Source organism: Variovorax paradoxus (assembly GCF_030811855.1).
Classification (GTDB): Bacteria; Pseudomonadota; Gammaproteobacteria; order Burkholderiales; family Burkholderiaceae_C; genus Variovorax; species Variovorax paradoxus_L.
In genome coordinates this window covers 75,302-96,454 of sequence record NZ_JAUSRN010000018.1, presented here as the reverse complement: position 1 = coordinate 96,454, position 21,153 = coordinate 75,302, and the positions used below count along the sequence as shown (strand labels likewise).

Sequence of the window (21,153 nt, the reverse complement as noted above, 5' to 3'; positions counted from 1 at the left end):
GAATCCCCCTTACCGAACAACAAGGGGGCGCCCGCATGAAGAAGAAATCGATCTTGAAGCTCTATGGCTTCGCCTGGGTCACGGCTGGTTTTTTTCTCATTTCCCTGATCGGCCACTGGGTCTTCGGCTGGTTCGCCTATGTGAACGAGCAGACGCAGTTCGGCCATCCCATCGAGTTCAGCAACTACCTGGTTGAGATGATGCGCGACACGCTGGAGAACTGGCAGTCCGAGTTCCTGCAGCTGCTCTGGCAGGTGGGCGGCCTGGCCTTTCTGCTCTACCTGGGCTCGCCGCAGTCGAAGGAAGGCGACGACCGGATGGAGGCCAAGCTCGACGCGATCCTTGCCGCGGTCGATCCGAAGAACGCCGAGAAGCTGATCGAAGAAATCGACGAGGAATACAGCGGCCGCCATACCGACCCGCGATGGGCGAGGCGCGAGCGCAGCAACAAGCAATAGAGTGCCCGGCAAGGCGCTCATCCGTTGACGGTGTGCTTGCGCAAAATTCGCAGAAGGTTGGATTGGCGCCGCCGAGGGGTCGGCCGTGCAGCCGTCCGATGCCACTGAACAGCAGCAGCAGCAACAGCAAACGACGCAGGACGAGAGTGAAGACGCGGACTCGCGAGAGGCGCGCATCCGCCGCGCTGCCTATGACGCTTATGTGCGTCGGGGCGGTGCCCCCGGAGATGGAAGTGCAGGATTGGCTGGACGCGGAAAAGCAGGTCGACAGCCAGAAGAAATAGGGCGCTCCGGCGCCCCGCTCGGGTCAGGCGCCTTCGATGATCCGCAGATCCCGCTCGACACCATCGCCCAGCGCGGCAAGTGCAACTTGGTAATCGGGGCTGTCGTGCGTGGCTTTGGCCTGCTCGACGCTGTCGAACTCGATCAACACGACGCGCTGTTGCAACCCGTGCTCATAGACCTCGGCGGGCAGGCCGCGCGCCAGAAAACGCCCGCCGCCTGCGGTGATTGCCGGGCCGGCCAGCTTTGCGTAGGCCGCAAGTTTGTCGGCGTCCTTGATGGAACGGTACGCACTGACCCAATAGGCTTTTGCCATGGTGATTTCTTTCTCTCGCTCGGTTGTTGAGCGGGCAATATAGCCGCTCGCTCAATGGCCTGCTGGCGCCCTCATTCCCACGCGGGAAGCTTCTGCAACGCATCGTTGGGACGGCCCACGATGTCGACGCTGGTGATGCCGGTTCCGTCCGGCAAGAGGTTCACGTCGCACAGAACCTCCCAGGCGTGGCTTTCGGTGCGCCTTGCAAGGCACACTTCCTCGCCGGCGGCGAGGAGGTCGGCGCATTCGCCAACGCTGATTCGCCGTGCCGCGCCCAGGGCGAATTCCGTCGACCCGAACTCCTGCTCCACAACCGGGTGAATGGCGACGAGATCGATCTTTCCGTCTTTGAAGTGAACAGCGGTAATGGCGTGCTGGGACATCTTCGACCTCCATTCGTGGAGAGCCTCGCGGGGCCGCGGCAGCCGCCAGCGCCAGTGGGCTCGATCACTCGACTGTACGCCTGCTGCCGCTTGCTCGCACTCGGCAGATGAACCGAGTCAGGGGGACTCAGGCTGGCCATCGCCAGTAAGCAGCAACTTCGTTTCGATACCGTAGAGCGCAAGCATCCCCATCACGTGTCCGATGGCGACGCCCGGCTCGCCCGATTCGATTCGGGAGATTGTCTGTACGTGCACACCCAGCCGTGCGGCCGCAGCGGCCTGGCCTTCGCCGGCATCGGTGCGCGCCTGCTTGGCGGCCGCACCCATGCGCCTGATTGCCTCGAGGGCGCCGCTGTCGATGTCCGCCGAGATGCGTTTGCCTTGGGCCATCGGCGCATTGTCGCTGCACAATCCCGGCCCATGCCTTCCTCGACCTTGCCCGATGCCGGACCTGTGCCTTACTGGCTCTACCTGCTCGAATGCGAAGGCGGCGTGTACTACGCGGGGATCGCGCTCGATGTGGAGCAGCGCTTCTTCCAGCATGTGTTCGGCCTGGGCGCCAAGTTCACACGCGCGCGGCCTCCGCTACGCGTACTGGCCGCCCGCGAATACCCTGACAAGGGAAGTGCGCTGCGGGCCGAGATCAAGGTCAAGGCACTGCCTCGCGCTCGGAAGCTTGCTTTCTTCGAAGCCGTGGCGTAACGCCCACCACTTGGAGCGCGCGGGGCTCGTGCGCATGGAGAGAAATACGCGCTTGACCGACTGCGCTTTCGGCTGAAATTCGCTAGGCTTTGCTGGCGAGCGATCCCATCGAGCGCGGAGACAACGCGATGAGCCAGGGCGCATCTCTTCGTCTGCATGTGCCGGAGCCCACCGGGCGGCCGGGGCGCGAGACCGATTTTTCCTATCTCCACCTTTCGCCGGCCGGCGAGGTGCGAAAACCTCCCGTCGATGCATCGCCGGCCGACACCGGCGACCTGGCCTACACGCTGGTGAGGGTGCTCGACGACGAGGGCCGCGCCGTCGGCCCATGGGTGCCGGAGGCCGACCCCGAACTGCTGCGCCGAGGCCTTCGCGCCATGATGAAGACGCGCGCATTCGATGCCCGCATGCTCATCGCGCAGCGGCAGAAAAAGATCTCGTTCTACATCCAGTGCCTGGGCGAGGAAGCCATTGCCACCGGCCACGCGATGGCGCTGCAGCAGGGCGACATGTGCTTTCCCACCTACCGGCAGCAAGGCCTGCTGCTGGTGCGCGACGACGTGTCGATGGTGGAGATGATCTGCGAGCTGATGTCCAACGAGCGCGACCCGCTCAAGGGCCGGCAGCTGCCGGTGTGCTATTCGATGAAGCGGGCCGGCTTCTTCTCGATTTCGGGCAACCTGGCCACGCAGTTCATCCAGGCGGTGGGCTGGGGCATGGCCTCGGCAATCAAGGGCGACACGCGCATCGCCTCGGGATGGATCGGCGACGGCGCCACGGCCGAGTCCGACTTCCACACCGCGCTCACCTTTGCGCATGTGTACCGCGCGCCGGTGATCCTCAACGTGGTCAACAACCAATGGGCGATCTCGACCTTCCAGGCCATTGCCGGCGGCGAGGCCACCACCTTTGCGGCGCGCGGCGTCGGCTGCGGCATCGCTTCGCTGCGCGTGGATGGCAACGACTTTCTCGCGGTGCTGGCCGCCTCGCGCTGGGCAGCCGAGCGTGCCCGCGGCAACCTCGGGCCGACGCTGATCGAATGGGTGACCTACCGCGCCGGCGCGCACTCGACCTCGGACGATCCCTCGCGCTACCGGCCAGCCGACGACTGGGCGCATTTCCCGCTCGGCGATCCGATTCCGCGCCTTGCAAAACATCTCACGTCCATCGGTGCCTGGTCGCAGCAGGAGCACGAGCAGACGCAGGCGGACCTGGATGCGCAGGTGAACACCGCGCTGAGGGAGGCCGAGCGCTTTGGCTCCATGGCCGACGGCCATGTCGCCGGCGCGGCGACCATGTTCGAGGACGTCTACAAGGACATGCCCGAGCACTTGAAGCGGCAGCGCGAACAGCTGGCGTCGGAGGGATGAACGCCATGGCTTCGATGACCATGATCCAGGCCCTGCGCTCCGCCATGGACGTGATGCTCGAGCGCGACGACAACGTGATCGTCTATGGCCAGGACGTGGGCTACTTCGGCGGCGTGTTCCGCTGCACCGAAGGCCTGCAGGCCAAGTACGGCCGCTCGCGCGTGTTCGATGCGCCCATCAACGAAGGCGGCATCGTCGGCTCGGCCATCGGCATGGGCGCCTACGGCTTGCGCCCGGTGGTGGAAGTGCAGTTTGCCGACTACGTGTATCCCGCCTACGACCAGATCGTGTCCGAGGCGGCGCGCCTGCGCTACCGTTCAGCGGGCGATTTCACCGCGCCGATCACCATCCGCATGCCCTGCGGCGGCGGCATCTACGGCGGCCAGACGCACAGCCAGAGCCCCGAGGGTCTGTTCACGCACGTCTGCGGGCTGCGCACGGTGATGCCCTCCAATCCGCGCGATGCCAAGGGCCTCTTGATCGCCTCGATCGAGAACGACGACCCCGTCATCTTTCTGGAGCCCAAGCGGCTGTACAACGGCCCCTTCGACGGCCACCATGACCGGCCCTTGGTGTCATGGACCGGCCATCCACTCGGCGAAGTGCCCGAGGGCTACTACACGGTGCCGCTCGAATCGGCCACGGTGTTCCGCCCCGGCGCCGACCTGACGGTGATCAGCTACGGCACCATGGTGTTCGTTTCGGAAGCGGCCGCCAAAGAGACTGGCATCGACGCCGAGATCATCGACCTGCGCAGCCTGTGGCCGCTGGACCTGGAGACCCTCGTCGCATCGGTGAAGAAGACCGGCCGCTGCGTGATCGTGCACGAGGCCACGCGCACCAGCGGCTTTGGTGCCGAGCTGGCGGCGCTGGTGCAGGAACATTGCTTCCACCACCTGGAGGCGCCGATAGGGCGTGTGGCCGGATGGGACACGCCCTATCCGCATGCGCAGGAGTGGGCCTACTTTCCGGGCCCGGCCCGCGTTGGCGCCGCGCTTCGGCGCGCCATGGAGGACTGAATGGCCACGCATGCAATCAAGGTGCCCGATCTAGGAGAAGGTATCGCGGAGGTGGAACTGGTGGCCTGGCACGTGCAGCCCGGCGACACGGTGATCGAAGACCAGGTGCTGGCCGACGTGATGACCGACAAGGCCACCGTCGAGATCCCCTCGCCGGTGGCCGGCAAGGTGCTCGCGCTCGGCGGCGAAGTGGGGCGGCAGATGGCGGTGGGGGCGGAGCTGATCCGGATCGATGTGGGGGCCAGCGGCGAGACGGAGGCGGTGCGGGCCGCGCCGGCACAAGCACCGGCACCGGCAGCCGCAATTGCACTTGCGCCTGCGCCTGCGCCTGCACCCATACCCCCGCCAGTGCCGACACCCGCGTCGGCCGAACGCACGCGCCCATCGTCCGCCAAGCCGCTCGCCTCGCCCGCGGTGCGCCATCGGGCCGCGCTCCTTGGCATCGACCTTCGACAAGTACCGGGCAGCGGCGACCCGGGCCGCATCCTGCACGAGGACCTCGACGCCTGGCTCGTCCGCCGCCACGCACCGCAGCCGCCGACTGCGTCGCCCCTTGCCGAGCGCAACGACGAAGAGGCCGTGCCCATCACCGGCGTGCGCCGCCGCATTGCACAGCGCATGCAGGATGCGATGCGCCGCATTCCGCACTTCACCTACGTCGAGGAGATCGACGTCACCGAACTGGAGCTGCTGCGCGCTCGCATCAATGAACGCTGGGGCGCCGAGCGCGCGCACCTGACACTGCTTCCGCTGCTGGTGCGAGCGGTGGTGCTGGCGGTGCCGGGCTTCCCGCAGATCAACGCCCGGTTCGACGACGAAAAGGGCGTGCTCACGCGGCACGGTGCGGTGCACGTCGGCATTGCCACGCAGACGCCGGCCGGCCTCATGGTGCCGGTGCTGTGCCACGCGGAAGCGCGCGACCTCTGGTCCAGCGCAACCGAGATCGCGCGCCTGGCCGAAGCCGCGCGCGCCGGCCGAGCCACGCGCGACGAGCTGAGCGGCTCCACCATCACCGTGACCAGCCTCGGCGCACTGGGCGGAATTGCTTCCACGCCGATCATCAACGCGCCCGAGGTCGCGATCGTCGGCGTCAACCGCATCGTGCAGCGCCCGGTGATGCAAGGCGGCGCGGTGGTTGCGCGCCGCATGATGAACCTGTCCTCCTCTTTCGATCACCGGGTGGTGGACGGGCAGCTTGCGTCCGAATTCATTCAAGCCGTACGGGCGTCGCTCGAATGCCCCGCGCTGCTTTTTGTCGAGTGAGAAGGGCGGCCGCTCCCCCGCAGTGCGGTACTCAATTCGTTCTCTTCCTTCGGGCCCAGTTCGAGCACCACGCGCATGAACTCAGCCTGGTAGCAGGGCAGCATCAGCGCCGCCGTGATCGCATGAACGTCATCGCCGCGCGCAATGCATTCATCGCACGCTGCAATGCTGCGGTAGAGGCCGATCGCTTGCGCGACTCGGCTGTCGGTGGTGCTGCATTCCTGGGTCATCGCCGGCTCCTTGTGGCGCGCCGTGGGTGGCCCGCGAGGCAACTCTATGCACTCCGGAGCGCAGCGGTGAGTAACAAGATCGTCGTGAATCCAGGCAGGGTACCGGGTGCCGCGACAATCGGAGGCTTCTTGCAATGAATGCCTCCATGCCTTCCGATCCGTTCACCGATCCCTCCAAACCGGCACCCCATGATCCGGCCGCCCCCAACGCAGCCAAGGCAGACCGCCTGCGCGCGGAAGCCGACAAGCTCGAAGCGTACTGCGTGGTGGTTCGCGCCGCTTCGGCCGCGGCCGATCACGCGGCGTTCGTCGAGGTCAGCCGCGCGGCATCCGAGGCGCTGCAGGCCAGGTTCGGCGGCGGCTCGATCACCTCGGTGTTCGCTTGGCTGACAGGGCGCGAAGGACGCGCCGCGCTGGAAAGCGTTCTTGCAGGCGAGGTGCTGCTGGCCGGCCCGCTTTCCATCCAGCAGGTCGTCGAAGCGGTAGAGCTGGCAAAACAGGCGGAGCTCCTGCGCAAGAAGCGCTGAAGAGCAACCGCCCATTCGCCAGGCTGCGGTTCAGCCGGCCATCTCGCGGCACGCGGCCGCGCAGTCCTTGCAGGCCTTGGCGCAGGTTTGGCAGTGCCCATGCTTGTGCTTGGCACATTCTTCGCCACAGGCTTGGCAGATGTCCGCGCAAAGGGCACAAATGGCCTTGGCGAATTCGCTGCCGCGTCCCATGGCAGCTGCGGCAAATTGGCATGCGGCCGCGCAATCCATGTCGAGCGCGATGCACCTGGCCATCATCTTGACGTCGGATTCCTTCAGGCAAGAAGCGGCACAGTGGTTGCAGGCGGTGGCGCAGCCGTTGCAGGCCTCGATGCACGCGGCGTAGGTTTCGTGTGGCATTGGACGATGCTCACTCGCCGGCCATTCGCACTTGTAGGAAAGGAGCGCATCGGCGCGTGAGATTTGACTCGTCATCGGACCGCTGGCCGGAGCGGGCGTCAGCCCCCGATCAGCGCATTGCCGAGCTGAGCGAGCGGGCCGCTTCGAGGTGCGAGCGCAGCGTCGGCAGCTTCTTGCCTGCCCACGCACGCAGCTCGGGGTCGCGGGCCTCGCGGCTCGCGCGCTCGAAGAGCGCAATGTCGGCCTGATGGTCTTCAATGCCGACGAGCCCGATGTACATCCGATCGAAGTCATCTCCCGTGGCTGAAGCCAGGCGGTCCAGCTTGGCGTACTTGCCGCGCGGCAACACGCCGGGAAGCCTCATTCCCCTGTCGCGAACCAGCTCCCTGAGTTCGTTGTGGGTTCGCGTGTGGTGATCGATGAGCATCTGTGCATAGCCTCGCACTTGTGGGCTGGCCGCGCGATACATGGCCATTCGCGAGGCCTGAATTTCATACCGGCCATTGCCGGCTGCTGCGGTGATGAACTGCGGATCTTGAAAGCCGGCCGTGCGAGTCGCCGCCGTTGTGCCGGACCGCGCCACGGGCTCTGGCGGAGCGGCGCACCCCGCGGCGAGTCCCGCCATTCCAGCGAGCATGGCCGCGCGCAGAAGGGTCTCGAGCTTTTTTTTCATGGTTCTCCTTGCCGGCCCGCAAGCGGACCATCGCCTTGGCGACACGCAACAAAATCTAAGCCGGGCACGCCGCGTGCCCTGTCGGACGGCAGCTGCACCTGTGGCCTGATAACCACTTGTGGCAGCCACGCATCGCATGCTGCAAAGGCGGCGACTCATCAATGAGCGCGTGTGTAAAGTAACTGGCCGTGAATTGATGTCCGGAAGCAAAGGCAGTCTTGGCAATGAACGCACGTGCATCGCAGCAGCAAGAGGCTCTGGTACTGCTGGCGCCAGGCTGGGACGACGGCAACCCTGAGCAGTACGACCAGATATGCAGGGCGCTCCACGATCAAGGATGGGCCACTTGCTGCGTCGATTTTCCGGGACGCGAAAATGGCGATGCCTCGCGGCAGAACATGAACCGCGACCAGAACCTCAAAGAACTCGTGGCAGCGTACGACGGCCTGGTCGGCGAGCGGCCCGTCGGCCAAAGATCCGTGGCCTTTATCGGCATCAGCTACGGCGGCTACCTCGGCACGCTCTTGAGCGCGCAAAGGCCGCTTCAGTGGATGGTGCTGCGTTCGCCAGCGCTGTACCGCGACGAAGACTGGCTCGTGCCGAAGCAGGAATTGGACAAGGACGACCTCGACCAGTATCGGCGCAGCATGCGGGGTCCGGAAGAAAACTCGGCGCTTGCCGCATGCGCAGCGTTCAAGGGCGATGTTCTGCTGATCGAATCCGAAGACGACGAGACCGTGCCCCACCCGGCAGTCAAAAGCTTCAAGTCGGCATTCAAGAATGCGCGATCACTGGCTTACCGCCTGCTGGAAGGGGCGGACCACGAACTGTCGGACCAATCAGCGCGAAGCCGGTTCCGCTATGAATTGATGCGCTGGATGAACGAGGTCGCCGGCAGACCGGCAGCCGCCGAAAACGGCGAGGCGCACGACGCTGCCTGAGCCCGCGGGGCTCGGCCAAACGTCAGCCGCCGCGCTGGCGTGCTCAGGGCTTGCGGCGCTTTAAAAATCCCGGGGCGTTCTCACCCGTGCCGGGCTGCGCTTCGTCGTTGGCGGTGTCGTCCGGGATGGGCGACTCATCCAGTTCGAGGTCCTTTGCGCGCACCTCGGCTTCGAGTGGCAGGCCCGACGCCGGCTGCCGCGTCACCGTATCCGCCGGTGTGGCGGGCGCTTGTTTGCGGTTCATGTCTGGTGCTCCTGTCCATAGCGACAGGGACCATGGTCTGCCGCGGGACCGCGGTGGCCCATCGGACGGATTGAACACGCGGTGCAGGCAATGTCCTGCGCGGGCGGTTGCACTGCGAAGACGGAATCAACCTACAGCTTCGTGGCGCACATGCCGAGTCCGGCACATAGCGCGCTCTGCACCATGGAAACCGTTTTTCTCTTCAGCCGTTTCGTCCACCACTCTCTTGTCGAAGGAGCCCGCTCATGTTCTCTCACAACAAGCGACTGCAATACACCGTGCGCGTCAGCGAGACCAATCCCGGCCTCGCGAACCTGATGCTCGAACAGTTCGGCGGCCCGCAAGGCGAACTGGCCGCGGCCTGCCGCTATTTCACACAGGCCGTGGGTGAAGACGATCCAGGCCGCAAGGACATGCTGTTCGACATCGCTACGGAGGAACTGAGCCACCTGGAAGTCATCGGCACCATCGTCGCCATGCTCAACAAGGGCGCCAAGGGTCGCCTTGCCGAAGGCGTCGATGCCGAAGCCGAAGCCTTTCGCACCATCACCGGCGCGGGCAACGACAGCCACGTGACGCAGGTGCTCTATGGCGGCGGCCCGGCCCTCGTCAACTCGGCCGGCGTGCCCTGGACGGCCGCCTACATCGACACCATCGGCGAGCCCACGGCCGACCTGCGCTCCAACATCGCAGCGGAGGCACGCGCCAAGATCATCTACGAGCGGCTGATCAACCTCACGGACGATCCCGGTGTGAAAGAGGCGCTGGGCTTTCTCATGACGCGCGAGATCGCGCACCAGAAGTCGTTCGAGAAGGCGCTCTACGCCATTCAGCCGAACTTCCCGCCCGGCAAGCTGCCCGGCATGCCCGAGTTCACGAAGGTCTACTTCGACATGTCCAAGGACGGCGAGGTGCGCGGCCCCTGGAACCAGGGCGAGAAATGGGAATACGTCGACGACCCCGAGCAGCAGATGGCGGTGGACGGCGACTCCGGCGAATCTTCGGTGCAACTCAGCGCCGAAGATCAGGCCGCTGTGGAGGCCATGGCTGTCAGGACGGCGTCCGACCCGGCCAGCAATCCGCCCACCGGCGCCGAGCTGGGGATGTCGGACGACGACGTCCTCGACGAACTGGCCAACCAGTTGGGTAAGCCCACCGCATAGCGGTGGTGCTGGTGGCGATGGCGCTCAAGAAGAAGCGACGCGGGGACGGTCGCCGCATGCGCGGATGAGCCCGAAAAATCCGCCGAAATCTCCTGCGCGTTCGCATGCAGCCGCCAAGACTCGGAACGGCCGCAGCCGGTCACATGCGACCGAATCCGATGTGGACCGCGTGCTCCGCGACGTGTTCGGCCATGAGCGGCTGCGGCCGGGACAGCGCCGCGTTATCGACCGCGTCGTGGCGGGTGAATCAACGCTCGCCGTCATGCCCACGGGCGCCGGAAAATCGCTCTGCTACCAAGTGCCCGCGGTGCTGGCGACCGGGCAGACCGTAGTGGTCTCGCCATTGATCGCGCTCATGAAGGACCAGTGCGAAAAGCTCGAAGCCAATGGCGTGCGCGCCGTGCAGCTGAACAGCCAGTGCTCCGCCGATGAGATCGAGGCCGCGGAGAATGCCATTGCCGACGGCACTGCACGCGTGGTCTTCAGCACGCCGGAGCGATTGGCCGATGCGTCCTTCCTGCAGCTGCTGCAGCGCCGGTCCACGTCCCTGCTGGTGGTGGACGAGGCGCACTGCATCTCGCAGTGGGGGCACGACTTCCGGCCCGCGTTTCTCGAGATCGGCGCCGCGATTCGGGTCTTGCGCAACCCGGTGGTGCTGGCCCTCACGGCCACTGCCAACGACGAGGTGGCCGCAGAGATCATGCAGAAGCTCGGCATTCCACGCGCAGGCCTGGTCGACACCGGTGCCTATCGGCCCAACCTGCATTACGCCGTCGAGCCCGCGATGCGCGAAGAAGACAAACTGCATCGCACGCTTGCACTGGTTGCGGGCCTGCAGGGCAGCGGCATCGTCTACACCGCGACCGTGAAAGCGGCCGAGGCGCTCTTTGCCAAACTGGTCGGCACCGGCGAATCCGTCGGCCTGTACCACGGCAAGTTGCGTGCGCGTGAGCGGCACGATGCACAAGACGCCTTGATGGCCGGAAGACTTCGCGTGATGGTCGCGACCAACGCATTCGGCATGGGGATCGACAAGCCCGACATCCGCTTCGTTCTGCACTACCAGATGCCGTCGAGCCTGGACGCCTATTACCAAGAGACGGGCCGTGCCGGCCGCGATGGCGAGCGCGCGGATTGTGTGCTGCTCTACCTGCGGCAAGACAAAGCCGTGCAGCAGTTTTTTCTGGCCGGTTGGCTGCCCGAGCCGGCCGAGCTGCGCGCGCTGCAGCAGGTTTTGGCCAGTGCGCCGCCCGATTCGCGGCCGGGCTGGTCGGCGGCTGAGCTTCAACAGCGAGCGCACTTGCCGCGCGGCAAGCTTCGCGTACTGTTGAGCCTGCTGCGGCAGGAGGACCTGGTGGAGCGCGAAGGCGATGGACTGCTACGCTGGGGCAAGAAGCCGCCCCTCGAAGACGCCGAACTCGATGCCTTGTTGAAAGACCATCGTGAAAAGCGCGAGCAGGATCGCGAGGCGCTGGAGCGCATGACCTTCTACGCGACCACCGGCATGTGCCGCTGGCAGGTGCTGCTGTCGGGCCTGGGCAGCGATGAACTCGCGGCGCGCTGCGGTGCCTGCGACAACTGCGTGCGGCTTGCAAGGCATGAGCGCGAGCAGGCCGCGCAAGCGCAGCTTGCAGAGGCGGATGCGGCGCAGGCGCCACCGCCGCGCGTGGCGTTTGCGCGTGGCGCTTCTGTCCGCGTTCCACGCTACGGCGTCGGCAGCGTGGTGGGCGCCGATGCGGTTTCGGTCACGATCGAATTCGCCGACGGAAGCCAGCGATGTTTCCAGCCCGAATTCGTGCGTCCCGTCCCCGCGCGGCGGGCCCGGCGGCAAGAGCAGCGTCTCGTAACAGCGTCCGCGAGCCAGGGGTGAGAATCGATTGATGCATTCATCCAGCATCACCTTCTCGCTTTCTGGCAGGTTCGCGCTCCTGGCAGGGGCCACGGCCTTGGCCGCGCTATTGGTAGGCTGCGCGTCCGCTCCGTCGACACCGGCCGCGCCGGGCGCCAAGCCGACGGAATCGACAGCCGTTGTACGGCCCGCGCCTACTGCGCCAAGACAGGCCGCCCCGGACGACGCGGCCATCGAACCGCGGTTCGCCAAGTGGGTTGCAGATTTTCGCGCTGCCGCGCGTGCGCAAGGCATCAGCGAGGCCACGCTGCGAAACGCGTTCGACCAGGTCCGATACCTGCCGCGCGTCATCGAACTCGATCGCGCGCAGCCCGAGTTCACGCGCACCACGTGGGACTATCTCGACAACGCCGTCACGCCGCAGCGCGTGGCCACCGGACAGGACAAGTTGCAGCAGGTGCGCGCCGAAGCCGACTTGGCCGCGGCGCGCTACGGCGTACCGCCCGCCGTGGTGGTGGCCATATGGGGCATGGAAAGCAATTACGGCGGCAATTACGGCAACACCCCCGTCGTCGATGCGCTGGCAACGCTCGGCTTTGAAGGACGGCGCGAAGACTGGGCTCGTCGCGAGTTGCTCGCGGCGCTGAAGATCCTCGACAGCGGCGACATCGCCCGCGAACGCATGATCGGCTCCTGGGCCGGCGCCATGGGCCAGACGCAGTTCCTACCCTCGAACTTCCTGGCCTATGCGGTCGACGCCGACGGTGATGGGCGGCGCGACATCTGGGGCAGCATGCCCGACGTCGTCGCCTCGACCGCGAACTTTCTCGCTCGTTCGGGCTGGCAGGCGGGCGTGCCCTGGGGCGTCGAGGTGCAGTTGCCCGCGGGCTTCGACTTCGGTCGTGCCGACATGGCCGTGCGCCAGCCCAGCGCGCAATGGGCGGCCGAGGGGCTGCGCGCCATCGACGGTCAGCCGCTGCCCGAACTGGCCGACGCCAGCGTGCTGCTGCCCGCGGGCGCACGCGGCCCGGCCTTTCTGGTCGGGCCCAACTTTCGTGCCGTCCTGCGCTACAACAACTCGACCAACTACGCGCTCGCCGTGAGCCTGCTTGCGCAGCGCCTTGGCGGTGGGCCGGGCGTGCAGGCGCCGTGGCCAAGAGACACGGCGGCGCTTTCGCGCAGCCAGGTAGTCGAACTGCAGACCGCGCTCAGCCAGCGCGGCTTTGCCACCGGTGCGGCCGATGGCGTGATGGGCCCCGCCACGCGCGAGGGGCTGCGCCGCTACCAGCGCAGCGTCGGCTTGCCCGCGGACGGGTATCCGAGCGCAGAGCTGCTGCTGCGGCTGCAACAGCCCTAGGCGCCCGCCGCGAAACCGAAGGAGACGACGGGAACATGAGCGCGTTTTCACGCATGACATGGGCTGCAGGTGCGGTGCTTGCGGCCCTGGCCATCGGCGGCTGTTCATCGCACGACAACTCGGTTTCGATTTTGAGCAGCGCAGGGGCGGAGCCGCCGCCCACCGATTGCCGCGCGTGGGTCGGCGCCGACCGTAACCATGAACTGCCCGGCTACCGTCTGCCGCAGCCCGATGGCAGGACCGTCTGCGTGCCCCTCGGCGTCAACGCCTATCGTCCCCCCGCGGGGTATGCCGGAGGCGACTACTACGTCGAAGAGTTCACCGATGCGCGCCTGAAGGAGCGTTGGCGCGCATGCAAGGCCGACGCCGCCTGCTTCGCGCGCATCGATGCGCAGATGCAGCGCTGGTTGCCGCCCAACAAGGCACGCTCGACGCGATCGACCGGCACTGTCGATCCTTCGGGGAGGATCGATCCGGAGGGCCTCGTGGATCTGCGGCAGATTCGGCGTCCCGCCTTCTTCGCCAAAGCGCCTTACGCAGAAGGCATTGCGCGCGCCGATGCCGACACCTTCGTCGTCGAGTTCACCGTGCCGCGCGACACCTTCGAGCGCATCGACCTGAAGATGACCGATCCGGTCAAGCTGCGCGGCTGGTACATCGAAGGCCGCGGGGTCGACGATGGCAAGGGCGGCAAGACGCGCGCGCTGGTGGTCATGGCACCCGGTGGCGGCGGGCAGCTCACCGCGATCCAGCACCCCAATGAGAAGGCCTACCGCATCGACCCGGCAACCGGCAAGACGGTCGACATCCGCTTTCCGAACGCCACAACGGAAACGATGGGCCAGCGCTGGTGGCGCGAGAACCTCGACGCGCTGAACCAGGCGGGCTTCGACGTGCTGGCCTACGATCGGCGAGGCGAAGGCATCTCGGGTGGCTTCAGCGACACCCATACGCTGGAGCAGGGCGAGGACGTCTTTCGCGTGCTGGCGCAGCTCGACAGCGGAAACGGCCTGCGGCTTCTCACGCCCGAAGGCCGCGTGCTCGAGGGCAGCGGCGCGGCCGGCAAGCTGCTCGGCGGCATGGCTTCGACGCGCATTCCCATCCTGCTCGGCGGCTATTCGCGCGGCTCGATGTCGATCGCGTGGGCCATGGCCAAGAATTTCTCGGGCGCGTGCAGCTACGACATGCCGGTGCCTGAATGCCCCCCGCCCAAAAGGTTCACGAACATCAAGGGCGCCATCCTGCTTTCTTCGTTCGCGAGCGGTGCCGGTTACCTGCCATCGTCGCCCGACTTGGCCGACCGCAACCTGTTTCTGGGTGGCATGGCGGCGGACCATCACATCGTGTTCTATCCGAACTCGGCACCCCTCGCAGGCATGCACACGTGGCCGGCCGCATTCTTCGGCAAGGGCCTGTGGGACCGCGCGGAGACGCTGCAAGGCACCGTTGCCGCCTACGACCGCATCCGCGGTGCACGAGAGATCGTGGTGGCCCGCGGACCGCATTCGATCGAGACCTGGCCGGAGAGCGACCGGCAGTACCTGCGCGAGAGGATGGTCGTCTTCGCCAAGGTGGCGATCGCGGGCGGCACCAGCGTGCCGGGCGCTAAGCCATGGTCCAGCCTCAAGGAGCTGGTCGCGACCACGCCCGACTCGTGGGAGCCTTCATCGAAACCCCGAGGCGACCCATCGGCAAATAGCCGGCCTTGACTTTGCATCCATGATGTTGGACATTTATCCGACATCATGGAAGCAACCACACAGAGCCTGAACGAACGCATCGCGCAGCGCGTGCGAGACCTGCGCGCCGACCGCGGCCTTTCTCTCGACGCGCTGGCCGGGCATTGCGGGGTCAGCCGCTCGATGATCTCGCTCATCGAGCGGGGCGAAAGCAGCCCGACGGCGGTGCTGCTCGAAAAATTGGCGACGGGCCTCGGTGTTCCGCTGGCCTCGTTGTTCGAGGCGCCACAGCCTGAAGCCGGCCCGGTGTCGCGCCTGGCCGACCAGACGCAATGGCGCGATCCGCATTCGGGCTATGTGCGCCGGAACGTATCGCCCGGCGGCACCGCATCGCCGATCCACATCGTCGAAGTGCTGTTTCCGCCCAAGGCGCGCGTGGCCTACGAAACCGGCGCGCGGGAACCCCAGGTCCACCAGCAGGTGTGGGTGCTCGAAGGAACCATCGAAGTCACCGTCGGCGAAGACCACCACCGGCTCGGCGCGGGCGACTGCCTGGCACTGGTGCTCGACCGCCCCATGAGCTACTACAACCCCACCCGGCAGGCCGCACGCTATGCCGTCGTGATTGCAACCGCGCCCTCTTCGTGGAGATGACATTGACGACCGACCCCGAAACCCTTGCGCCACGCATTCGCGTTCTTTCCAGCGTCGACGACGCACACGCCCGCCAGCTGGCCGACGTGCTCGTCGATTGCGTGGAGGGCGGCGCATCGGTCAGCTTCATGCTGCCGCTGACCCGCGAGCGCGCTTCGGCGTTCTGGCGCCGCGTGGGCGAGGGCGTTGAACGCGGCGACCGCCTGCTGCTGGTGGCCGAAGACGCGCAGGGCATCGTCGGAACCGTGCAGCTCCTGCTCGAGTTGCCGGAGAACCAGCCGCACCGCGCCGAGGTGGCAAAGATGCTCGTGCACCGGCGCGCCAGGCGCCAGGGTCTCGGTGCGATGCTCATGCAGGCCGCCGAGCAGCTCGGCCGCGAACGCGGAAAGACCTTGCTCGTGCTCGACACGTCCAGTGTCGAGGCCGAACGGTTGTATGCCCGCCTGGGCTGGATGCGCGTCGGCGTGATCCCGGACTTTGCATTGCTGCCGGACGGCGGACCGTGCGACACCACCTACTTCTATCGCGCGCTGGTCTAGCGCATGGCGCCAAAGATGCGGTAGCCGGGATTTTCGGACGCGGCGCGGCCTGTCATCATTCGCGGCTGAATGACCGAAGACCCGACGCTCCCCATCGATCTGTTGTTGAACCGCCCCAGGCAGCTCCAGATCGAGATCGGCCTGGCCTCCACCGGAACCAAATGCATGGCGGCCGGGCGCTGGAGGCTCGTTCCCCTCGCGCTGCTGGCGCTCGCACAGACCGCATGCGCGCAACGCGTGCCGGAGCCACATCCTCCCGCGCTTGCGGCAGGCAGCGCAACACTGCAGTGGAACCAGCCCGCGGTGCGCGCCAACTGCCCCGACCGCACCGGCTACCTGTGGGTGCAGCCGGTCGAAGGGCCGGCCTGCATCCGGTACTTTGCAAGCAGCGACATCGACGACGCCCGCATGGCCATCGTGCAGTTCTCGGGCGACCGCGACGGCGTCATGAACCACGCGCCCACGCGCATTCCCGGCAACACCGAGGCACTGCGCATGCTCGATGCCCAGCGCAGCCGCGATCGGGCGGGCGTGCCGTGGATCTTCGTGGCGCGGCCCGGCACCTACGGCTCATCGGGCGACCACCGCAAGCGGCGCGAGATGGCCGAGTTCCACGCGCTGGATGCGGCGCTCGACGCGCTGATGCAGCGGCATCGGATCGAGCGCATTGTGATCCTCGGCCACAGTGGCGGTGCCACCGCGGGCGCGGCGCTGCTCACGCTTGGCCGCATGCGCATCGCCTGCGCGGTGCTGACCTCCGGCGCCTATGGCCTTCTGGAGCGTGCACGCCGGCTGGGGCAATCGCGCGACGGCCGCAGCGACACCACCGGCAGCACGCAGTTCTACGATCCGCTCGACCACGTCGACGGCATTGCGCGCGATCCGCTGCGGCGCATCGTGCTAATTGGCAACCGCGACGACCGGAACACGCCTTTCGATTTGCAGGAGCGTTTTGCCGATGCCGTCGCCAAGGCCGGCCATCGCGTGGAAGTCCAGACCCACGCGGCCGAGCCGCCGCAAAATCACGATCTGACGGACCGCATCGGCCTGAAGACCGCATCGCTTTGCGCACGCGAAGCAATGCTTCAATAACAACGGAAACCCTCAAGACAATGCAATTGCCCAACAGCAGCACCGGCCACCCCGCGCCCCGCATCGCCACCCACGAGTTCGGCCGCATGCCCGATGGGCGCGCCGTGACCGAATACACGCTCGACAACGGCCGCGGCCTCTGCCTCAGCGCCATCAACCTGGGCGGCATCGTCACTGCCTTGCAGCTGCCCGACCGGCACGGGCAGAGCGGCAACATCGTGCTGGGCCTGCGCACGCTGGAGGATTACCTGAAGCCGCATCCGCACTTCGGCACCATCGTCGGCCGCTACGCCAACCGCATCGCGGGCGGGCGCTTCACGCTCGACGGCGTGGCGCATCAGCTCCCGCTCAACAACGGCGCCAACTCGCTGCATGGCGGGCACCGGGGCTTTGGCACGCGCTACTGGCAGATCGATGCAGTGCCCACACAAAGCGAGGATGGCGATGAGGTCGCCATCGACCTCCGCTACACCAGCGCCGACGGCGAAGAAGGCTTTCCGGGCGAGGTGCAGGTGACCGTGCGCTACGCGCTCAGCACCACGGAGAACGCATGGCGCATCGACTATCGCGCCGTGAGCGACCGCGCCACGGTGCTGAACCTGAGCCATCACGATTACTTCAACCTGGCCGGCGCCGGCGCCGTGCGCGATCACCGCCTCACGATTCCCGCGAGCCGTTTCTGCCCCGTGGATTCGGGCTTGATTCCGCTCGGCTTGGCATCGGTGGCCGGAACCCCGTTCGACTTTCGCGCGCCCACGCCGATCGGCGCGCGCATCGATGATCCCCACGAGCAAGTGCGCGTGGCTGGCGGCTACGACCACAACTGGGTGCTCGACCGCGAGCCCGCCGGCATGGCGCTGGCGGCACGCCTCGAGCACGAGCCCTCAGGGCGCGTGATGGAAGTGCATACGACCGAACCGGCGGTGCAGTTCTACTCGGGCAATTTTCTCGACGGCACTCTTCGCGGCCGAGACGGCGAAAGCTTCAGGCAAGGCGCCGGGCTGTGCCTGGAAACGCAGCACTATCCCGACTCGCCGAACCAGCCGGATTTTCCTTCGACGGTGCTCCGGCCGGGCGAAGCGTTCAGTAGCACCACGCTGCACCGCTTCGGGATTTCAGCCTAGGCCTTGACCGCGGCGGCGCCAAATTCGGCAGCCGGCAGGCCGGGGCTTGCGACGCGCACGGAGAACAGCGCGCCGGCCAGGGGCTCTGCCTTCAGTTCTTCATCCGAGAGCCCGCTGCGCGCGGTGGTGATGTAGAGCGTGCATAGGTCGTTGCCGCCAAAGGCGCAGTCCGTGACGTTGCTCGCGGGCAGTTCGATGCGGCACAGTTCGGCGGCGCTCACCGGGTCGTGGCAGCTCACGCAATGGCCGCCCCAGCGCGCAATCCATAGCCGGCCGGCCGCGTCGGTCGTCATGCCGTCGGGCAGGCCCTCGCCTTTTGCAAAGCGAAGCCACACGCGCTTGTTGCTCACCGTGCCGGCTGCGGCGTCGAAGTCGTAGGCGTACACGCAGCCTTCCACAGTGGCGTTGAAATACATCGTGCGTTCGTCGAGCGACCAGGTCGGCCCATTGGTCACCGCAAAGCCGTCGTCGTGCCGCGTGCAGCGGCCGTCGGCATCGAAGCGATAGAGCGCGCCAGTGGGCGCCACGCAATCGAAGTCCATGGTGCCGCCCCAGAAGCGGCCCTGCCGGTCGCACTTGCCATCGTTGAAGCGATTGGCGGGCCGGTCGAGCTCCGGCTGGTGCAGGTAGCGCGGCGGCGCATCCACGGCCGGGTCGAAGAAGGCGAAGCCGCGGCGCATCGTGACGATCAGCCCTGGCGCATCGGCGCGCTCGGCGAGCGCGGTGATTTCCTCGTCGAATTGCCATGTCTGCTGCGCGCCGCCCGCAGGATCGTAGCGGTACAGGCGGCAGCCAAGAATGTCGATCCAGTAGAGCGCCTGCTCGCGCTGAGACCACAACGTGCCCTCGCCGAGCGTGGCGCCGGCGGGCCAGAGGCACTCGGGCTGGCCGATGACGGTGGGCCCACCCAGAGGTGCGAAGGGGGATGCGGAGCTGCCGTTCTGGGTCATTGTTTTGTGCCTTCGTTGTCTCGGTCCTTGACGCGGCGGATCGTATCAAGGCATATTGATAATAGAAACCAAACTATATGGCATCAAGTGATATTGATTTTGCAATGTCACTGCCAACGCACTGGAGACCCATACCTTGAAGGATTCCCCGCAGCTTTCGATTTATCCCAGCCTGAAGGGACGCACCGTGTTCGTCACCGGCGGCGGCAGCGGCATTGGCGCGGCCATTGTGGCGGCCTTTGCCGCGCAGGGCGCACGCGTGGCGTTCGTTGACATTGCCGAAAGCGCCAGCGCCACGCTCGCAGAGCAGATCGTCGAACAAGGCCACGCGGCGCCGTGGTGGCGCACCTGCGACGTGCGCGACATCGGCGCGCTGCAGAAGGCCATTGCCGATGCGGCCGCCGAACTCGGCGACTTTGCAGTGCTGGTCAACAACGTGGCGAGCGACGACCGCCACACGCTCGAATCGGTCACGCCCGATTACTACGACAACCGCATGGCCATCAACGAGCGGCCCGCGCTGTTCGCGATCCAGTCGGTGGTGCCGGGCATGCGGCGCCTGGGCTTCGGCTCGGTGGTCAACCTGGGTTCGACGGGATGGCAGACCAAGGGCTCGGGCTACCCCTGCTATGCCATTGCGAAGTCGTCGGTCAATGGCCTCACGCGCGGCCTTGCCGTGGAACTGGGCAAGGACCGCATCCGCATCAACACCGTATCGCCGGGCTGGGTGATGACCGACCGGCAGGTGACGCTCTGGCTCGACGACGAGGGCGAGCAGTCGCTCAAGCGCAACCAGTGCCTGCCCGACAAGCTCCTGCCCGAAGACATTGCGCGCATGGTGCTGTTCCTCGCGTCGGACGACGCGAAGATGTGCACGGCGCAAGAGTTCACCGTCGATGCAGGCTGGACCTGATCAGTCCATCTCGAGTTTGCGTCCGTAGACGCTGAGGCTGGCCGTCTTCAGCGCTTTCATCATCACCTTGGCGGCCGGCGACGGCAGCCGGTCGGTGCGGGTGATGATCCCGAAGGCGTCCATGTGGCAGGGCATGTCCAGCGGCAGCAGCGACACGATGCCGTGCGCGGCGTAGTAGCGCGCCACGTCGGAGGCGAGCACGGCCACCATGTCGCTCTGCTGCAGCATGCGCGTAATGAAGAGCAAGGCCGAGCTTTCGATGATGTTGTTCGGCGGCACCAGGCCTTCTTCCTGGAACATCAGCTCGAAGCGATGGCGCAGCACGCTGCCGGCGGGCGGCACGATCCACCCGGCACCCACCACGTCGCGCAGCGTGAGGCCGCTCACACCCAGGAGCGGGTGGCCGGGGCGCACCAGCGCGCACACGGGCTCCTCGGCCAGCGCTTCGTAGCGAAGCTGCGACTTGTCGTGCTCGGCGAAAAGCCGCGCCACCAGGATGTCGAGCTTGCCCTGTTCGAGCCGCTCGATCAGCACTGCGCTGGTCTCGATCTCCAGCGACACGCGCAGGTCCGGCTGTTCGCGCTTCACCATGGCCACAGCCGGCGGCATCAGCGTGAGGCCGGGCGCGGTGATGGCGCCGACGCCGACCTGGCCGAAGCGGCCCGCCTTCAGCGCGGTGAGTTCGTCGTGTGCCTGGTTCAAGCTGGCCAGCGCCACGCGCGCGTGGCGGATCATGGTTTCGCCATACCACGTGGGGCGCATGCCGCGCGGCAGCCGGTCGAACAGCGGCACCTCCAGCACGTCTTCCAGGTCTTTCAACAGCTTGGAGGCAGCGGGCTGGGTCATGTTGAGCACCTGCGCCGCGCGGTGGATGTTGCCTTCCTCCGCCAGCGCCACCAGCAAAAGCAGCTGGCGCGTCTTGAGGCGGGCGCGGATGAACCAGTGGTTGTAGTTGGTCATGTCTCGTGATTTGTTAGAGCTTTGGGCTCAGAGGGTTTTCCAGAATCCGGCGATTGATATGCATTTTGTCGAAAAAATGATTGGATCGATATCAATTCTGTTCCT

At 66.5% G+C, this 21,153-nt stretch carries 25 protein-coding genes; 16 read left to right on the top strand and 9 right to left on the bottom strand.

Features of this window, described 5'->3' with window-relative positions; all coding sequences use genetic code 11:
• Positions 1-35: 35 nt before the first annotated feature.
• Complete coding sequence (locus tag J2X92_RS26075) at positions 36-458, top strand: DUF6766 family protein (protein WP_307580182.1); 423 nt, start codon at positions 36-38, stop codon at positions 456-458.
• A 307-nt stretch (positions 459-765) separates the two neighbouring features.
• On the opposite strand, the gene J2X92_RS26070 is transcribed toward J2X92_RS26075, so the two are convergent.
• The 3 genes from J2X92_RS26070 to J2X92_RS26060 form a co-directional block, all read right to left on the bottom strand.
• Positions 766-1,056, bottom strand: coding sequence for a DUF1330 domain-containing protein (locus tag J2X92_RS26070; protein WP_307580180.1), 291 nt, complete (start codon positions 1,054-1,056; stop codon positions 766-768).
• Between the two features lie 71 nt (positions 1,057-1,127).
• Entirely contained in the window at positions 1,128-1,439 is a 312-nt protein-coding gene (locus tag J2X92_RS26065) for a hypothetical protein (protein ID WP_307580178.1), read from the bottom strand.
• Between the two features lie 117 nt (positions 1,440-1,556).
• Complete coding sequence (locus J2X92_RS26060; RefSeq protein ID WP_307580176.1) at positions 1,557-1,829, bottom strand: helix-turn-helix domain-containing protein; 273 nt, start codon at positions 1,827-1,829, stop codon at positions 1,557-1,559.
• A 30-nt stretch (positions 1,830-1,859) separates the two neighbouring features.
• Between J2X92_RS26060 and J2X92_RS26055 the strand changes: the two genes are divergently transcribed.
• The 4 genes from J2X92_RS26055 to J2X92_RS26040 all read left to right on the top strand — a co-directional run bounded on the left by J2X92_RS26055 (position 1,860) and on the right by J2X92_RS26040 (position 5,793).
• Entirely contained in the window at positions 1,860-2,141 is a 282-nt protein-coding gene (locus J2X92_RS26055; protein WP_307580174.1) for a GIY-YIG nuclease family protein, read from the top strand.
• A 128-nt stretch (positions 2,142-2,269) separates the two neighbouring features.
• A complete protein-coding gene (locus tag J2X92_RS26050; protein ID WP_307580172.1) occupies positions 2,270-3,511 on the top strand; it encodes a 3-methyl-2-oxobutanoate dehydrogenase (2-methylpropanoyl-transferring) subunit alpha in 1,242 nt (413 codons plus the stop codon).
• A 5-nt stretch (positions 3,512-3,516) separates the two neighbouring features.
• Complete coding sequence (locus J2X92_RS26045; RefSeq protein ID WP_307580170.1) at positions 3,517-4,530, top strand: alpha-ketoacid dehydrogenase subunit beta; 1,014 nt, start codon at positions 3,517-3,519, stop codon at positions 4,528-4,530.
• A complete protein-coding gene (locus J2X92_RS26040; protein WP_307580168.1) occupies positions 4,531-5,793 on the top strand; it encodes a dihydrolipoamide acetyltransferase family protein in 1,263 nt (420 codons plus the stop codon). It abuts the gene before it with no gap.
• Here the strand turns inward: J2X92_RS26040 and J2X92_RS26035 are convergent.
• A complete protein-coding gene (locus J2X92_RS26035; protein WP_307580166.1) occupies positions 5,742-6,023 on the bottom strand; it encodes a hypothetical protein in 282 nt (93 codons plus the stop codon). The genes J2X92_RS26040 and J2X92_RS26035 overlap by 52 nt on opposite strands.
• Before the next feature lie 146 nt (positions 6,024-6,169).
• Here J2X92_RS26035 and J2X92_RS26030 point away from each other — a divergent pair, with 146 nt between their 5' ends.
• A complete protein-coding gene (locus J2X92_RS26030; protein WP_307580164.1) occupies positions 6,170-6,550 on the top strand; it encodes a hypothetical protein in 381 nt (126 codons plus the stop codon).
• A gap of 30 nt (positions 6,551-6,580) precedes the next feature.
• Here J2X92_RS26030 and J2X92_RS26025 read toward each other — a convergent pair whose 3' ends face one another.
• Both J2X92_RS26025 and J2X92_RS26020 read right to left on the bottom strand, forming a co-directional pair.
• Positions 6,581-6,910 carry a four-helix bundle copper-binding protein gene (locus J2X92_RS26025; protein WP_307580163.1) on the bottom strand — a complete coding sequence of 110 codons (330 nt, stop codon included), beginning with the start codon at positions 6,908-6,910 and terminating at the stop codon, positions 6,581-6,583.
• 109 nt (positions 6,911-7,019) lie between these two features.
• Positions 7,020-7,583: a DUF4142 domain-containing protein gene (locus tag J2X92_RS26020; protein WP_307580161.1), complete on the bottom strand. Its 564-nt coding sequence runs from the start codon at positions 7,581-7,583 to the stop codon at positions 7,020-7,022.
• Positions 7,584-7,807: 224 nt separating this feature from the next.
• On the opposite strand from J2X92_RS26020, the gene J2X92_RS26015 reads away from it, so the two are divergent.
• The gene (locus J2X92_RS26015; protein ID WP_307580159.1) at positions 7,808-8,524 is read left to right on the top strand and encodes an alpha/beta hydrolase family protein; all 717 of its coding nucleotides are present in this window, start codon (positions 7,808-7,810) and stop codon (positions 8,522-8,524) included.
• A 43-nt stretch (positions 8,525-8,567) separates the two neighbouring features.
• On the opposite strand, the gene J2X92_RS26010 is transcribed toward J2X92_RS26015, so the two are convergent.
• Positions 8,568-8,768 (bottom strand): hypothetical protein, encoded by a 201-nt coding sequence (locus J2X92_RS26010; protein ID WP_307580158.1) that lies wholly within the window; start codon positions 8,766-8,768, stop codon positions 8,568-8,570.
• A gap of 245 nt (positions 8,769-9,013) precedes the next feature.
• Here J2X92_RS26010 and J2X92_RS26005 point away from each other — a divergent pair, with 245 nt between their 5' ends.
• From J2X92_RS26005 to J2X92_RS25970, 8 genes are all read left to right on the top strand, one after another.
• Entirely contained in the window at positions 9,014-9,931 is a 918-nt protein-coding gene (locus J2X92_RS26005; RefSeq protein ID WP_307580156.1) for a manganese catalase family protein, read from the top strand.
• A gap of 160 nt (positions 9,932-10,091) precedes the next feature.
• Positions 10,092-11,801, top strand: a complete 1,710-nt coding sequence (locus tag J2X92_RS26000) for a RecQ family ATP-dependent DNA helicase (protein WP_307580154.1) — start codon at positions 10,092-10,094, stop codon at positions 11,799-11,801.
• A 10-nt stretch (positions 11,802-11,811) separates the two neighbouring features.
• On the top strand, positions 11,812-13,137 hold the full coding sequence (locus J2X92_RS25995; RefSeq protein WP_307580152.1) for a lytic murein transglycosylase: 1,326 nt from the start codon (positions 11,812-11,814) through the stop codon (positions 13,135-13,137).
• Positions 13,138-13,172: 35 nt separating this feature from the next.
• Complete coding sequence (locus J2X92_RS25990; protein ID WP_307580151.1) at positions 13,173-14,846, top strand: alpha/beta fold hydrolase; 1,674 nt, start codon at positions 13,173-13,175, stop codon at positions 14,844-14,846.
• A gap of 36 nt (positions 14,847-14,882) precedes the next feature.
• Positions 14,883-15,470 carry a helix-turn-helix domain-containing protein gene (locus J2X92_RS25985; RefSeq protein ID WP_307580149.1) on the top strand — a complete coding sequence of 196 codons (588 nt, stop codon included), beginning with the start codon at positions 14,883-14,885 and terminating at the stop codon, positions 15,468-15,470.
• Entirely contained in the window at positions 15,467-16,009 is a 543-nt protein-coding gene (locus J2X92_RS25980; protein ID WP_307580147.1) for a GNAT family N-acetyltransferase, read from the top strand. Before J2X92_RS25985 ends, J2X92_RS25980 begins: the two co-directional genes overlap by 4 nt.
• Before the next feature lie 69 nt (positions 16,010-16,078).
• Entirely contained in the window at positions 16,079-17,101 is a 1,023-nt protein-coding gene (locus tag J2X92_RS25975) for an alpha/beta hydrolase family protein (RefSeq protein ID WP_307580145.1), read from the top strand.
• Positions 17,102-17,121: 20 nt separating this feature from the next.
• Positions 17,122-18,225, top strand: a complete 1,104-nt coding sequence (locus J2X92_RS25970; protein WP_307580143.1) for an aldose epimerase family protein — start codon at positions 17,122-17,124, stop codon at positions 18,223-18,225.
• Here the strand turns inward: J2X92_RS25970 and J2X92_RS25965 are convergent.
• Positions 18,222-19,175, bottom strand: coding sequence for an SMP-30/gluconolactonase/LRE family protein (locus tag J2X92_RS25965; RefSeq protein WP_307580141.1), 954 nt, complete (start codon positions 19,173-19,175; stop codon positions 18,222-18,224). The genes J2X92_RS25970 and J2X92_RS25965 overlap by 4 nt on opposite strands.
• A gap of 136 nt (positions 19,176-19,311) precedes the next feature.
• Here J2X92_RS25965 and J2X92_RS25960 point away from each other — a divergent pair, with 136 nt between their 5' ends.
• On the top strand, positions 19,312-20,088 hold the full coding sequence (locus J2X92_RS25960; protein WP_307580139.1) for an SDR family NAD(P)-dependent oxidoreductase: 777 nt from the start codon (positions 19,312-19,314) through the stop codon (positions 20,086-20,088).
• Here J2X92_RS25960 and J2X92_RS25955 read toward each other — a convergent pair whose 3' ends face one another.
• Entirely contained in the window at positions 20,089-21,048 is a 960-nt protein-coding gene (locus J2X92_RS25955; RefSeq protein WP_055801935.1) for a LysR family transcriptional regulator, read from the bottom strand. It lies immediately after the preceding gene.
• Positions 21,049-21,153: the final 105 nt, after the last annotated feature.

Bases quoted from the DNA above. Each gene is read 5' to 3' on its own strand.
- J2X92_RS26075 (WP_307580182.1), top strand. From the start codon at position 36: ATGAAGAAGAAATCGATCTTGAAGCTCTATGGCTTCGCCTGGGTCACG.
- J2X92_RS26070 (WP_307580180.1), bottom strand. From the start codon at position 1,056: ATGGCAAAAGCCTATTGGGTCAGTGCGTACCGTTCCATCAAGGACGCC.
- J2X92_RS26065 (WP_307580178.1), bottom strand. From the start codon at position 1,439: ATGTCCCAGCACGCCATTACCGCTGTTCACTTCAAAGACGGAAAGATC.
- J2X92_RS26060 (WP_307580176.1), bottom strand. From the start codon at position 1,829: ATGGCCCAAGGCAAACGCATCTCGGCGGACATCGACAGCGGCGCCCTC.
- J2X92_RS26055 (WP_307580174.1), top strand. From the start codon at position 1,860: ATGCCTTCCTCGACCTTGCCCGATGCCGGACCTGTGCCTTACTGGCTC.
- J2X92_RS26050 (WP_307580172.1), top strand. From the start codon at position 2,270: ATGAGCCAGGGCGCATCTCTTCGTCTGCATGTGCCGGAGCCCACCGGG.
- J2X92_RS26045 (WP_307580170.1), top strand. From the start codon at position 3,517: ATGGCTTCGATGACCATGATCCAGGCCCTGCGCTCCGCCATGGACGTG.
- J2X92_RS26040 (WP_307580168.1), top strand. From the start codon at position 4,531: ATGGCCACGCATGCAATCAAGGTGCCCGATCTAGGAGAAGGTATCGCG.
- J2X92_RS26035 (WP_307580166.1), bottom strand. From the start codon at position 6,023: ATGACCCAGGAATGCAGCACCACCGACAGCCGAGTCGCGCAAGCGATC.
- J2X92_RS26030 (WP_307580164.1), top strand. From the start codon at position 6,170: ATGCCTTCCGATCCGTTCACCGATCCCTCCAAACCGGCACCCCATGAT.
- J2X92_RS26025 (WP_307580163.1), bottom strand. From the start codon at position 6,910: ATGCCACACGAAACCTACGCCGCGTGCATCGAGGCCTGCAACGGCTGC.
- J2X92_RS26020 (WP_307580161.1), bottom strand. From the start codon at position 7,583: ATGAAAAAAAAGCTCGAGACCCTTCTGCGCGCGGCCATGCTCGCTGGA.
- J2X92_RS26015 (WP_307580159.1), top strand. From the start codon at position 7,808: ATGAACGCACGTGCATCGCAGCAGCAAGAGGCTCTGGTACTGCTGGCG.
- J2X92_RS26010 (WP_307580158.1), bottom strand. From the start codon at position 8,768: ATGAACCGCAAACAAGCGCCCGCCACACCGGCGGATACGGTGACGCGG.
- J2X92_RS26005 (WP_307580156.1), top strand. From the start codon at position 9,014: ATGTTCTCTCACAACAAGCGACTGCAATACACCGTGCGCGTCAGCGAG.
- J2X92_RS25995 (WP_307580152.1), top strand. From the start codon at position 11,812: ATGCATTCATCCAGCATCACCTTCTCGCTTTCTGGCAGGTTCGCGCTC.
- J2X92_RS25990 (WP_307580151.1), top strand. From the start codon at position 13,173: ATGAGCGCGTTTTCACGCATGACATGGGCTGCAGGTGCGGTGCTTGCG.
- J2X92_RS25985 (WP_307580149.1), top strand. From the start codon at position 14,883: ATGGAAGCAACCACACAGAGCCTGAACGAACGCATCGCGCAGCGCGTG.
- J2X92_RS25980 (WP_307580147.1), top strand. From the start codon at position 15,467: ATGACATTGACGACCGACCCCGAAACCCTTGCGCCACGCATTCGCGTT.
- J2X92_RS25975 (WP_307580145.1), top strand. From the start codon at position 16,079: ATGACCGAAGACCCGACGCTCCCCATCGATCTGTTGTTGAACCGCCCC.
- J2X92_RS25970 (WP_307580143.1), top strand. From the start codon at position 17,122: ATGCAATTGCCCAACAGCAGCACCGGCCACCCCGCGCCCCGCATCGCC.
- J2X92_RS25965 (WP_307580141.1), bottom strand. From the start codon at position 19,175: ATGACCCAGAACGGCAGCTCCGCATCCCCCTTCGCACCTCTGGGTGGG.
- J2X92_RS25955 (WP_055801935.1), bottom strand. From the start codon at position 21,048: ATGACCAACTACAACCACTGGTTCATCCGCGCCCGCCTCAAGACGCGC.